Below are 14,005 nucleotides of genomic sequence, written 5' to 3'. Positions count from 1 at the left end.
CAAATAAAGGCTGAGATTATACCCAACAGATTAAATTCTGTACACCTGATCCAGATAATGCTGGCGTAGGGAGAGGTTAGTTAAATAGTGCGGTCGTAGTAACCCCTTGCTATGATTTGTTTAACTCAAACAAAATACATTACCATGATCAAATTTTTGATTTGTAGCTCCTTAGCTACTATTTCAAGCCAAATTGCCATTGCGCAACAAAATCTGACAATTAAAGCTGTAGACAATACCAATCAGACCCCCTTACAGTATGTTTCCATATCTATAGATGGACAAGCATCCTTTGCTGGCCAATCGGACAAAAATGGGCTGATTAAACTATATCGTATCAATACAGGTAAGCACCAGATCCAGGTATCTTCTCTTGGATATAAAACATGGAGCCAAAATGTGGATGTTAAAGACAATTTGGAGCTTACGGTAGCGTTAGAACCTAGTACAATTCAAATGGAAGAGGTGCTTGTTCAATCTACCCGTGCCAAAAGAAATGCTCCTACAACCTTTAAAAACATCTCCAAAGAAGAAATAACACGTAACAACCTCGGCCAGGATATCCCATTCCTTTTAAATCAGACTCCATCCGTGCAGGTCAATTCCGATGCCGGGGCAGGCATAGGTTATACCGGAATGACAATCAGGGGATCAGATAATCAACGAATCAACGTAACATTAAATGGAATCCCTTTAAATGATGCCGAGAGCATGGGTTCATTTTTTGTAAACCTTCCCGACTTTGCCTCTTCTACCGAGAGCATCCAAGTTCAGCGTGGTATTGGGACTTCGACGAATGGTGCCGGATCATTTGGAGCCTCATTAAATATTCAGTCCAATACGTTAGTCGAAACCCCTTACGCAGAGCTCAACAATTCATTTGGCTCCTACAATACCTGGAAAAATACAGTCAAGGTAGGTACCGGGCTAATTAACGACAAATTTGCCTTTAATGCCAGATTATCTCGAATCAGTAGCGATGGTTATATCGAAAGAGGTAGTTCAGACTTACAGTCTTTTTATGTGGACGGAGGTTATTATGGCAAGAAACATATTTTAAAAGGAATTGTATTCTGGGGAAAAGAAAAGACATATCAAGCCTGGAATGGCGTTCCCGAACCATTGATTACTGGCGATCGATCACGCATGGATGACTATGCAGATAATGCACTCGAAATCTCGGGCGCAGAGAAAGATCGTTTCATGAACGCCGGCCGGAATTATAATCTATATACGTATCAAAATCAAACAGATAATTATACGCAGAAACATCATCAACTTCATTATACCAATATCCTGAACGACAAATTGACGCTCAATACAGCCCTACACTATACAAGAGGTTATGGTTACTATGAAGAAATGAGACCCGGAGATAAACTAAGTAAATACGGCTTGCCTAACGTCATCATTGGTAAAGATACCATACAAAAAACAGATCTCGTCCGCAGGAGATGGCTTGATAATTATTTTTATGGCATGACCTATGCCCTAAATTACAGACCGAATGATCAGCTTGAAATTACTTGGGGTGGAGCTTATAATCAATACAAAGGAAAACATTATGGCCAGGTGATTTGGGCACAATATGCATCAACAGGTTTTCTTGACGATAAATATTACTTCGGGAAATCACAAAAAAATGATTTCAGTAATTTCTTAAAGGTCGATTATAAACTAGATAAGTGGATATTAATGGCCGATATTCAATATCGGAATGTAGATTACCACATGTATGGTGATGATGATAAGGTGAAAAATTATAATTATCATCCTAAGTTTAATTTCTTAAACCCTAAAGCTGGTGCAACTTATTTGCTAAATGACCATTCAAATGTATACGCTTCCTATGCCTTTGCACAAAAAGAACCTGTTCGCAAGGATTTTATAGAGAAAAATAGCGCCTTACCAGACCCTACCCCAGAGAAAATGCAGGACATCGAATTTGGCTATCGCTTTACAAATGAAAAATTCAACATCGGATTGAATGGGTATGGCATGTTTTACAAGGATCAGTTGATCCCAACAGGTGAAATCAGTGATACTGGCTCTCCAATTCGACAAAATGTCAAAGATAGCTATAGAATGGGACTTGAATTCGATGGATCATGGAACATCAGCAAACAGTTCAACTGGAAAGCAACAGCTAGTTTCAGCCAAAATAAAATTAAAGACTTTGAAGAGGTAATCGGTAATACAAGGATATTTTATTCGAAAACAGACATTGCTTTATCTCCGGGAACGATTTTGTCAAGTAATTTTTCTTATAGTCCGATAACATCACTGACATTCTCTCTACTATCCAAATTTGTAGGAAGACAATATCTAGATAATTCATCTGCGAAAGAGAGGAGCATTTCCTCTTATTTTGTCAACAATCTGTTAGCAAATTATAGCTTTACAGCATTAGGTATCAAAAACATCAGTGCAACTTTACAGGTCAACAACATCTTAAACGAAAAGTACGAAGCCAATGGCTACACCTTCGGTTGGATGGAAGGTGATACCCGAAAATATTATAATTTCTATTTCCCACAAGCACCAACAAATTTCCTATTGGGCCTGAATTTCAAATTTTAGAAACAATTTATTTAAATAAAAAAACGTCTCTTTTTTCCTGAGGAAGCAAGAGACGTTTTTTATTTAATATGGTGGATAAATTGCACATTACATCGTGTTTAACAATCGGAATTTTTACCTTTGGTTTTATACTTTTCATTATGCGCGCAGTTATACAACGAGTGAAAAACGCCTCTTGTACGGTAGATAATCAGATTACAGGCCAGATCCAGAAGGGTTTAATGATTTTATTAGGAGTTGAAGAAGCAGACACAACAGAAGATCTTAAATGGTTAGGACAGAAATTCATCAACTTACGCATCTTCGAGGATGAACAGGGCTTGATGAATAAATCGATACAGGATATAGACGGAAATATCTTACTCATCTCACAATTCACCCTCTTTGCTCAAACAAAAAAAGGAAACAGACCTTCTTTTATCAGAGCAGCAAAACCGGATAAAGCCAAACCAATGTATGAAGAGATGGCTTTATTGTTAAGTCAATTGCTCCAAAAAGAGGTTCAACTGGGCATATTCGGAGCAGATATGAAAATCGACCTACTGAATGATGGTCCAGTTACCATCGTCATGGATACAAAAGATAAGGACAACTTTTAATTTTTTATTGAAAAAGATGACAATTAAAGAAGCACAAGACATTATTGACAAATGGATCAATAGTACCGGAGTACGTTATTTCAACGAACTGACAAACACCGCTATACTCATGGAAGAAGTCGGTGAGGTTGCCCGAATAATGGCTCGGCAATACGGAGAGCAATCTTTCAAAAAATCAGACAAAGAAGTCAATTTAGCAGATGAAATGGCCGATGTATTATTCGTTTTGATGTGTCTTGCCAATCAAACGGGAATTGATCTAACAGAAGCTCTGCAACAAAATCTTCAAAAGAAATCAATTCGGGATGCCGACCGCCATAAAAACAACGAAAAACTTAAATAATTGGAGATCGTATTGTTTGTACAACTCTTTGAGATAATATTTAAAGTTTTAAATCGAGTACGATGTATAAATTCATAACCTATTCGCTCATAGCGAGCATATGTCTTGCCTCTTGTGCTACAAAACAACAGCTAAATTCTAAGGTCGAGCAGGCCAGTACTTTTAATAAGGCTGCCGTAGTCACAGCGCATCCTTTGGCTTCAGAAGTCGGCGTAAAGATTTTAAAACAAGGTGGAAATGCAATAGATGCTGCAGTTGCCGTGCAATTTGCTTTGGCAGTTGTTTATCCAAATGCAGGAAATATTGGCGGCGGCGGCTTTATGCTCTATCGCGATCATCGGGGTAATTTAGATGCCCTAGATTTTCGTGAGAAAGCTCCTCAAAAAGCATCCCGGGATATGTATCTCGATGCCCAAGGTAATGTTATTCCTGAGTTGAGTCTTTACAGTCAATTGGCCTCAGGCATCCCTGGGTCTGTTGCCGGTATGTGGGAAGCACACAGAAAGTATGGCAAGTTGCAATGGAAAGATCTCGTACTCCCAGCAATACAGCTCGCCAGAACAGGTTTTAAAATCAGTCAACGACAAGCCAATGAGTTTGAAAGCCATAAAGATCGTTTTGTCAAGCTGAATCCCTCTGGTGCTGCAATTATCAAAACCACAGCTTGGAAAACAGCTGACCCATTTATCCAGGAGGAACTCGCGAAAACGCTGGAAAGAATCGCAATAGAAGGGCGAGACGGCTTCTATAAAGGTAAAACGGCCGACTTAATTGTTGCCGAAATGGACAAAGGGAAAGGCATTATCAATCATCAAGATTTACTGGATTATCAGGCAATTTGGCGTACCCCAATTTCCACAAATTACAGGGGGCACAAAGTTATTTCCATGCCGCCGCCTTCGAGTGGGGGAACATCTCTTTTGGCCTTGCTCAAATCAGTCGAACAGTTTCCACTTCAACGCTGGGGCTTTCAAACCGATTCAACCATTCGTGTCATGGTCGAAGCTGAACGCTATGTATATGCCAATCGGGCCAAATATTTAGGAGATCCTGATTTTATTAGGGTACCCGTCCAACAGCTTATTGACTCCAGCTCAAATGCACATAAACTCAATTCATTCAATTTCCGTAAAGCGACATTAAGCAAAGATGTCAATGCAGATGTCATTCCTGGCTATGAAAGTGAACAAACGACACATTTCAATATCGTAGACGAGCAAGGGAATGCAGTATCCATTACAACAACACTCAATGATTCTTATGGCTCGGGAGTATTTGTGGCCGGCGCAGGTTTTCTCCTAAACAATGAAATGGATGATTTCTCTGTGAAGACCGGTGTCCCAAACATGTATGGGCTTACAGGGGAAAAAGCGAACGAGATTCAGCCCGGCAAAAGAATGCTCAGCTCAATGACACCCACTATTGTAGAAAAAGATGGCAAACTATTCATGGTTGTGGGAACCCCGGGGGGATCAACCATCATTACCTCTGTTTTTCAGACTATCCTCAACGTTATTGACTTCCGACAAAATGCACAATCTGCTGTGAGCCTGCCAAGATTTCATCATCAATGGCTTCCTGATCGCATTGATGTCGAAAATAACGCTATCAATTCCAATTTACGTGGCCAATTGACAAAAGATGGCTATACGATAAATCCGAGAGGGGCAATCGGCCGTGTGGAGAATATACTTGTATTACCAAATGGTAAATTACAGACAGGAGCCGACCCACGTGGAGACGATACAGCGAAAGGTTATTAGATTAAAAATGATTAAACTATTTGATGCAATCCCTATCTTACAAGAAACAACATATTATGATTCAAAGGAACTACAACAGGATTTTCAGAGCAACATTAGCGACCATATTTACGTTGATTTTATTTTCAAACTGCAAAATACTTCAAGGGCCTGATCTTACAAAGATACAAGTTGGTATGACCAAAGCACAAGTTATTCAAAAACTTGGAAAACCAGACGCTATTGTGGCTGCTAAGAAGTATCAGGAAGGCATCTTAGAAATATACGAATATAATACTCCTCAACTTGAAAATCCAGTAGATTCAGCCTCAGGATTTCGTCAATATTGGTTACATTTTTTTAATGACGAGCTGCAGGAATGGGGTACTAAACGTAATTATTCACCTCGAGAATACGATCATTATTACGAGAAATACAGAAGGCGTCATTAAGTACAAGGCATAAAAAAACCTGTTATCTAAGATAACAGGTTTTTTTTATAAGGATGAATCTTACATCATTCCACCCATACCGCCACCCATTGGAGGAGCACCAGCACCTACAGGGTTTTCTTCAGCTTCGTCAGCTAAGACACACTCGGTAGTCAATAACATTGAAGCAACTGAAGCTGCATTTTCCAATGCTACACGAGATACTTTAGTTGGATCAATTACACCAGCAGCGATTAAGTTCTCGTAACGGTCTGTACGTGCGTTGTAACCGAAATCTGCAGTTCCTTCTTTCACTTTTTGAACGATTACTGCACCTTCAATACCAGCGTTATTACAGATCTGACGTAATGGCTCTTCGATAGCGCGTTTAATGATGTCAATACCGATTTGCTCATCTTCGTTGTCACCTTTAAGGTTTACCAAGGCTTCAGTTGAGCGAATGAATGCAACACCACCACCAGCGATAATACCTTCTTCAACAGCTGCACGAGTTGCATGTAAAGCATCATCAACACGGTCTTTTTTCTCTTTCATTTCAACCTCAGTAGTCGCACCTACATATAACACAGCTACACCACCTGACAATTTTGCCAGACGTTCTTGTAGTTTTTCGCGATCGTAATCAGAAGTTGTTGTTTCGATTTGTGAACGGATTTGAGCAACGCGTGCTTTGATATCCTCTACATTACCAGAACCATTGATAATAGTTGTGTTATCTTTGTCAACTTGAACTTTTTCAGCTTGACCCAAGTAAGATAACTCAGCATTCTCTAATTTGAAACCTCTTTCTTCAGAGATAACAGTACCACCAGTTAAGATAGCGATATCTTCTAACATTGCTTTACGACGGTCACCGAAACCTGGAGCTTTAACAGCTGCAACTTTCAACGAACCACGGATTTTATTAACAACTAATGTTGCAAGTGCCTCACCATCTAAGTCTTCAGCAATGATCAATAATGGTTTACCAGTTTGAACTTGTTTCTCCAAGATAGGCAACAATTCTTTCATGTTACTGATTTTCTTGTCGTAGATCAAGATGTATGGGTTATCTAGTTCCGCTTCCATTTTGTCAGAATTTGTCACAAAATATGGCGATAAATAACCACGGTCAAATTGCATACCTTCCACAGTTTTTACTTCTGTTTCAGTACCTTTTGCCTCTTCAACAGTGATAACACCGTCGTTACCTACTTTTTCCATTGCTTGAGCGATCAAAGCACCAATTACTTCGTCATTGTTCGCTGAAATAGTAGCAACTTGTTTAATTTTATTGTTGTCTTGACCAACTTCTTGAGATTGAGATTTCAAGTTAGCAACAACAGTTGCAACAGCTTTGTCAATACCACGTTTTAGATCCATTGGATTAGCTCCAGCCGCAACAGATTTGATACCTGGAGCAACGATTGCTTGCGCTAATACAGTAGCAGTTGTAGTACCGTCACCAGCTTGATCAGCTGTTTTGGAAGCTACTTCTTTTACCATTTGTGCCCCCATATTTTCTAAAGCGTCTTTCAATTCGATTTCTTTCGCTACCGAAACACCATCTTTAGTAATTACTGGAGCACCAAATTTTTTCTCAATAATTACGTTACGTCCTTTAGGACCCAATGTTACTTTAACTGCATTAGCTAAAGTATCTACACCTTTTTTAAGGGCCTCGCGAGCCTCAACGTTATATTTTACTTGTTTTGCCATTGTTATATGAGTATTTAGTATTTCTAAGAAGCATAATTAGGCGTTGAAATAGAACCGTAAACCAATTTTATCTTTTAATACGTCTAATTTTAAAGCTTCACTAAAATAATCTATTGAATTCTTATTTGAGCCAGCAAGCTCATTTTTAAATAACCTGTTCGTATTAATTAGATAACAGCGTAAATATCAGACTCACGCATAATTAAGTACTCTTTTCCTTCATAAGTGATTTCAGTACCTGCGTATTTTCCATACAATACTTTATCACCAACTTTAACAGTTAACGGCTCGTCAACTTTACCTGTACCTACAGCAACTACTGTACCTTGAGATGGTTTTTCTTTCGCTGTATCGGGAATATATAACCCTGAAGCTGTTTTTTCTTCTGCAGGAGCAGCCTCTACTACTACTCTATCTCCGATAGGTTGGATACTTAATGCCATAATTAATTTACTTTTTATCTGTTATTGAATTTATTTTAATGTTATAATCGTTATAAACACATCATCTTTTATGCCAATTGTAAATAAGACAGCTTATAAGACAATTTTTCACAGAAAAGTTAATATCTCCATCGACAAAAATTCATTTTGCTGTCACACTGTCATTCCCGGCCTGCCAGTCTTACTTCCGTCGACCGCCATCCCAATAAAATTAACGGTACAGGTCTGCCTTAGACAAAATACCCAACATAAAAAAGCCCCGTCTGTGAAAACAAACGGGGCTCATAATTCTTTAATGACAACTATTTCTTAGCTTCTTCTGCTGGTTTTGTTGCCGGTGTAGTCACTGGGGCCTTTTCTTGCGATTGAGACGGAGCAGCTTGCTCTTGTCCCGCAGGAGCACCAGCAGGTTGTTGTCCAGTACCCAAATTCAATGGACCTTGTTGTTTAGGCGCTTCAATTTGACCTCCCAATCCACCTTTAGATGTACTTGGAGACGTACCAATAACATTTACACCTAAGCTAAATACCATAATGGCAATAACCATGATCCAGGTACCTTTTTCCAAAAAGTCACCTGTACGTTTTACTCCCATAAGATTCGTTCCACCTGAAAAACCAGATGACAAACCACCTCCTTTTGGATTTTGGATTAAAACCAAAAACGCTAAAATAATACTAGCTAATATGATTAGACCGATTAATAATCCTTGCATCTCTTTATGTTATTAATTTAATTTCTTTTCTAATTCTGTTATGCGTGCCGCAAAGTAAGCATTTTTTTCTGGATATTTCAAAACTAATTTTTTGTAAACCTCTATTGCTTTTGGATATAAGCCTTGCTCCATATAGATCTTTGCAAGCGTTTCGGTAACAAGTGAATGTTGATCTTCCGAACTTTTCCTAGCTTTATTCTCCAAGTCTAATTTTTCCGCTTGCAGAGGCTGAATCATAGGCTCCTCACGAATAAACTTCTCGATCACCTCATCAGTTTTACGTGGTATTTGAAAAGATATGGTCGTTTTAACCTCATCACTCAACTTTGCTTCAGGCGATTGTAAGTGAAAGATATTCTCCCGGATCTGTTGATCGAGTAGCTGACTATCCAGTTTCTCATGAATTTTAGCAATATCGTCATTGGAGGGCGTCATCGGGCCTAATGGAGATTTAACATAGGGCTGATAGGTATCAGCATATTCTAATCTCGTCTTATGCAACCACCATAAGAAACTGTATGGCATGGTATCATCATCATAGACCGAAACACGCTCTTGACCATCATCCATTATTTCGGCAACAGATTCCGATAGAACAGGTGTTACTAGTGCCGACTCCTCTGAATCGGCAATAATTTCTTGCTGCTGATCGCTTGACCGAAAATAATCTTTTGCAACCCCCGCTTGAATCAAACGATCCAATTCATCAACCTCCACCTTGGATAAAACTGGTTCAGCAACAATTTCGCTCTCAGTTTCAATTTCGACAATCCCATCATCGTCGCGAATTGCTCCATCCACTAGAAATTCATCTGAAGGCATTATTGTATCAGGCTCTGCCGCTGATTTACAATGCATAAATTCATACAACCAACTCGGAGAAGATGCATAGAGCAAAGTAGACGATAAATTCTGAACTGAACTATGCTTGCCAAAAACTTTACGCTCATAGACAAATCGCAGGCTTTGGGCATACGGGTATTTTTCAATCAATGCTAAAACAACATCTTCGGCCACGGTGTCCGGATGATTGATTGCTTGAAAAAAAAGCTCGTTATTGGATAATGATATATTAAGATTCATCTTGGAAATAGAATTACCAATTAGCAAACGCTTTATTGTATATATCCTCAGTTAACATTTGAATAATTTCTTTACCCAAGGTCTCTTCTTGCGCGCTCTGAAGGTTTCCTGCAAATTCTTTAAATCGCGTAAAAGGTTGCTCAAAATCATCCTTCGGATTAATTTTATTATGATAGGTAACCTTGATTGTAATAGTCAATCTATTCATAGCTGCACGATCTGTCCCAGCTTCAACAGCTGCCGGACTTATCGAATACTCTGTAATAAATCCCTCAAAGGTAGCATCACCATCTTGATTCACCTGACTCAATCGAGATTGGTTACGGATACGCTCTTTCAGTGCCTCCGTAAAATTCTGACTTAAGGTCGGATAAACCAAAGGAGCTATATTTTCGAAATATTGAATATTGACTGTTTTCATTCCCTCAGGAATGGATCCACCAGTAAATCCATATTTTACCCCACAACTATTCATTACAAACAAAAAGGTTGTGGTGAGAAAAGCATATAAAATTTTTCTTGACAACATCTGTAAACCTTAATCTAAATTTAAGTCTTTAATTTTTCTGTACAAAGTTCTTTCAGAAATTCCCAACTCTTGCGCAGCAGCTTTACGTTTACCGCGGTGCTTTTTCAGTGCTTTCTTGATCAGATCAGACTCCTTATCAACAAGCGATAAAGATTCTTCAACTTCTTGAGCATCCTGCAGATATTCATCCTGTGCAACAGGACTTTTTAATACATTTGTCGTATTTGCCGGAGAATGTATCGTTAGCGTTGGGGTTGTATTATAATTTTCTGGATCCGCTTTCAATTGTGGTTCAATCTCTTGGTACAATTGATTAATGTAGGGAGAATTTTGATCAAATGTGCTAGAATCGACACCTTTCTGAATTAATTCAACCACCAGTTTCTTCAGATCAACCATATCCTTCTTCATATCAAATAAGACTTTATACAGCAAGTCTCTTTCTGAAAAATCCTCTTTTCCACCATTATTTGAAGGAACGACCGCTGGCAAACTCGTTCTGGATTCATTGGGCAGATAATTTTGAAGTGTATATGAATCAACAATGCGTTCTTTTTCCAAAACAGCGATTTGTTCCGCAACATTTTTCAGTTGACGCACGTTTCCAGGCCAGCTATAGTTGCGTAGCATATTCTGTGCATCTTCTGTCAGTTGAACCCCAGGTGTACGGTATTTCTCAGAAAAGTCCACAATAAACTTGCGAAATAATAAGTTGATATCTTCAGGTCTTTCACGTAAAGACGGTACGCGCAATGGTACAGTATTTAAGCGATAATAAAGATCTTCGCGAAATTTACCTTTTTGTACGGCTTCAAACACATTCACATTTGTCGCAGCAACCACCCGCACATTTGTCTTCTGTACCTTGGATGACCCTACCCGTATATACTCACCGGACTCCAATACCCGTAATAATCTTGCTTGTGTACCCAAAGGCAACTCACCTACTTCATCTAGAAAGATTGTTCCACCATCAACGACTTCAAAATATCCCTTCCTGGCTTCATGGGCACCCGTAAAAGAACCTTTTTCGTGACCAAACAACTCGGAGTCAATGGTCCCCTCTGGTATAGCTCCACAATTGACCGCAATAAAAGGGCCATGCTTACGGGAGCTCAATTGATGGATAATATGCGAAAAAACTTCTTTACCACTCCCACTTTCACCCTGTATTAATACGGAGATATCAGTTGGAGCCACTTGTCGTGCAATATCGATAGCACGGTTCAACAAAGGCGAATTACCGATAATTCCAAATCTATTCTTTATATCTTGGTTATCCATAAATTTCCAGTTGGAAATAAAACAATCTAAGTTTTCTTAATCAACAATCTTTCCTAATAATGTCGCAGAAGTACATGACTCGATAAGTACATTCACATAATCACCTTGTTTAAATCGAGGATCGATTGGAAATACCACCAATGCATTTTGATCATTACGACCGCAAAAATCGAACTCAGACCTTTTTGAAAATCCCTCAACAAGCACTTTACATACTTTGCCAACAAAATGTTGATAACGATATAAGCTATGATCGCGCTGTTTATTGATAACTTCTGTTAAACGACGTTTTTTTACATCCTCTGGAATATCATCTGCGTATCTTTTTGCAGCCAAAGTACCTGGCCTTTCCGAGTAAGCAAACATATAGGCGAAATCGTATTTGACATAATCCATCATAGATAATGTTTCCTGATGCTCCTCTTCCGTTTCAGTACAGAAACCTGTAATAACATCTGTAGAAATAGCACATTCAGGAATAATACGACGAATGGCATCCACACGTTCCATATACCATTCACGGTCATATGTACGATTCATCAATTCCAATACACGGGAATTTCCAGATTGAACTGGCAAGTGAATATAATTACAGATGTTTTCATGCGAAGCTATTGCATATAAAACTTCATCTGTAATATCTTTTGGATGGGAAGTAGAGAAGCGAATACGTAAAAGCGGGCTGATTTCAGCAACCATCGTAAGCAAGCTAGCAAATGTTATAGTTTCACCCGGTTCCTCCCCTTCAGCTACTGGAGCAGTATATTTGTAGGAATCCACATTTTGTCCCAACAACGTAACCTCCTTATAGCCTGCATTAAAGAGATCTTGGGCCTCCTTGACGATAGATTGCGGATCACGGCTACGTTCACGTCCACGTGTAAAAGGAACAACACAGAAAGAACACATGTTGTCGCAGCCACGCATAATCGAAATAAAAGCTGTTACACCGTTTGAATTCAAACGAACAGGATTAATATCGGCATACGTTTCCTCTCTAGATAACAAGACGTTTACAGCTTTAGCTCCATCGTCAACCTTATCAATCAAATTTGGCAGATCGCGATAAGCATCTGGCCCTACAACGACATCAACCAACTTTTCTTCCTCTAAGAATTTCGATTTCAAACGCTCGGCCATACACCCCAGCACTCCAACGATCATTCCAGGATTTTTTGCTTTAGCAGCTTCAAATTCCTTTAGACGATTGCGCACTCGCTGTTCTGCATTTTCGCGGATTGAACAGGTATTAATAAAAACCACATCAGCTTCCTGATAATTCTTGGTTGTTTCAAATCCCTTATCCAACAAAATAGAAGCAACAATCTCACTATCCGAAAAATTCATCTGGCAACCGTAACTTTCAATATACAGTTTGCGTCCATTACTTAAAATCGGATCCTGTTCTAATAATAATGCCTCACCCTGACGAGATTCGTCGTGTTCCTTAGTGGTATGTGTTAAATCTAGCATAGCTCGATATTCAATAGAATATAATTTTTATTATTTTCGATGGCGTAACCAATGCAATGACCGATCTTTTGCTGATCTGATTTTATGCCCTTAGTTATTTCAAAGACTACAAAGTTAGAAATTTAAATCCATATAATGACAGTTTGTCAGACAGAAATATGGTTTATCCTTTGTCAAATTTTAGGAGCAAATGGACCATATAAAAATTCTGACACGCTGTATTTCACAAAAAAAGCGTTGATTAAATCAACGCTTTCTTATGATTCAAGATCAATAAATTTGTTTCAGGAGAATATTCCTAAAAATGCTTACTGACCTGCTTGTTGTTTTGCTTCTTTTTTCATTTGATCACCTGCTACAATAACGATTTCAACACGACGGTTTTGAGCTCGTCCTGCTTCCGTATCGTTACTTGCAATTGGCTCAGAGAAGTTTCTACCTTCAGTTCTAATACGCGAAGACGCTAAGCCTTTAGATACCGCAAATGCACGTACAGAATTTGCGCGGTCCAAAGACACTTTTTCATTCGCAGCCAACGTACCTACATTATCTGTATGTCCGATAACCAGGATTTCAGTACCTTGTTCTTTGTTCAAGGTTGTTACCAAATTTGCGATATTATCTTTAGCTGACGCTTTTAAATCTGATTTATTGAAGTCAAATAAAATACCTGAATCAAACTTAACCACGATACCTTCCGCAGATTGCGTAACTTCAGCACCTTCAACAGTTTTAGAAATCTCAGCAGCTTGCTTATCCATTTTTTTACCAATCAATACACCGGCAGCTCCACCAATGGCAGCACCCGCTAATGTACCGATAGCCGTATTACCGGCTTTGCCACCGATCAATGCACCTAAAGCACCTCCAGCAACACCACCGATTACACCACCTTTAGTCGTATTATTTGTATTTTGGATGGTAGAACAACTTCCAAATAACATAGCTGAGGTTGCAACTGTCAAACCTAATACAGCTAATTTTCTATTCATTTTCATATGTATGCTATCTAAGACTTTTAATATTCAAATTAAATACCGTTCTACTAAAATCAAACAAAGTG

13 protein-coding genes are annotated in these 14,005 nt (G+C 38.8%); 5 read left to right on the top strand and 8 right to left on the bottom strand.

The genetic code is table 11. The features are described 5' to 3' along the window. Positions 1–144: 144 nt before the first annotated feature. The 5 genes from L1283_RS02590 (at position 145) to L1283_RS02570 (ending at position 5,716) form a co-directional block, all read left to right on the top strand. Positions 145–2,580, top strand: coding sequence for a TonB-dependent receptor (locus L1283_RS02590; protein WP_145327209.1), 2,436 nt, complete (start codon positions 145–147; stop codon positions 2,578–2,580). 140 nt (positions 2,581–2,720) lie between these two features. Beyond that, a complete protein-coding gene (gene dtd / locus L1283_RS02585) occupies positions 2,721–3,179 on the top strand; it encodes a D-aminoacyl-tRNA deacylase (protein ID WP_120333195.1) in 459 nt (152 codons plus the stop codon). Positions 3,180–3,195: 16 nt separating this feature from the next. Next, the gene (locus tag L1283_RS02580) at positions 3,196–3,522 is read left to right on the top strand and encodes a nucleotide pyrophosphohydrolase (protein ID WP_286732292.1); all 327 of its coding nucleotides are present in this window, start codon (positions 3,196–3,198) and stop codon (positions 3,520–3,522) included. Between the two features lie 62 nt (positions 3,523–3,584). Beyond that, positions 3,585–5,285 (top strand): gamma-glutamyltransferase, encoded by a 1,701-nt coding sequence (ggt, locus tag L1283_RS02575; RefSeq protein ID WP_145327213.1) that lies wholly within the window; start codon positions 3,585–3,587, stop codon positions 5,283–5,285. A gap of 56 nt (positions 5,286–5,341) precedes the next feature. Then, on the top strand, positions 5,342–5,716 hold the full coding sequence (locus L1283_RS02570; RefSeq protein ID WP_075990822.1) for a hypothetical protein: 375 nt from the start codon (positions 5,342–5,344) through the stop codon (positions 5,714–5,716). A gap of 60 nt (positions 5,717–5,776) precedes the next feature. Here L1283_RS02570 and groL read toward each other — a convergent pair whose 3' ends face one another. The 8 genes from groL to L1283_RS02530 form a co-directional block, all read right to left on the bottom strand. Beyond that, the gene (groL, locus tag L1283_RS02565) at positions 5,777–7,414 is read right to left on the bottom strand and encodes a chaperonin GroEL (RefSeq protein ID WP_070561631.1); all 1,638 of its coding nucleotides are present in this window, start codon (positions 7,412–7,414) and stop codon (positions 5,777–5,779) included. Positions 7,415–7,581: 167 nt separating this feature from the next. Then, positions 7,582–7,857, bottom strand: coding sequence for a co-chaperone GroES (locus L1283_RS02560; protein ID WP_088160030.1), 276 nt, complete (start codon positions 7,855–7,857; stop codon positions 7,582–7,584). 302 nt (positions 7,858–8,159) lie between these two features. After that, positions 8,160–8,573: a preprotein translocase subunit SecG gene (secG, locus tag L1283_RS02555; protein ID WP_088160029.1), complete on the bottom strand. Its 414-nt coding sequence runs from the start codon at positions 8,571–8,573 to the stop codon at positions 8,160–8,162. Between the two features lie 12 nt (positions 8,574–8,585). Further along, positions 8,586–9,656 carry a hypothetical protein gene (locus L1283_RS02550; RefSeq protein WP_088160028.1) on the bottom strand — a complete coding sequence of 357 codons (1,071 nt, stop codon included), beginning with the start codon at positions 9,654–9,656 and terminating at the stop codon, positions 8,586–8,588. Between the two features lie 13 nt (positions 9,657–9,669). Next, positions 9,670–10,185 carry an LptE family protein gene (locus L1283_RS02545; RefSeq protein WP_088160027.1) on the bottom strand — a complete coding sequence of 172 codons (516 nt, stop codon included), beginning with the start codon at positions 10,183–10,185 and terminating at the stop codon, positions 9,670–9,672. Between the two features lie 9 nt (positions 10,186–10,194). Beyond that, entirely contained in the window at positions 10,195–11,469 is a 1,275-nt protein-coding gene (locus tag L1283_RS02540; protein WP_088160026.1) for a sigma-54 interaction domain-containing protein, read from the bottom strand. Positions 11,470–11,505: 36 nt separating this feature from the next. Beyond that, positions 11,506–12,942 carry a tRNA (N6-isopentenyl adenosine(37)-C2)-methylthiotransferase MiaB gene (gene miaB, locus L1283_RS02535; protein WP_088160025.1) on the bottom strand — a complete coding sequence of 479 codons (1,437 nt, stop codon included), beginning with the start codon at positions 12,940–12,942 and terminating at the stop codon, positions 11,506–11,508. Between the two features lie 308 nt (positions 12,943–13,250). Next, entirely contained in the window at positions 13,251–13,934 is a 684-nt protein-coding gene (locus tag L1283_RS02530) for an OmpA family protein (RefSeq protein WP_349681403.1), read from the bottom strand. Positions 13,935–14,005: the final 71 nt, after the last annotated feature.

Source organism: Sphingobacterium sp. HSC-15S19 (genome assembly GCF_050433745.1).
GTDB classification, from domain to species: domain Bacteria; phylum Bacteroidota; class Bacteroidia; order Sphingobacteriales; family Sphingobacteriaceae; genus Sphingobacterium; species Sphingobacterium siyangense.
The sequence above is the reverse complement of the archived record's forward strand: the minus strand, read 5'-3'. Positions and strand labels throughout refer to the sequence as shown.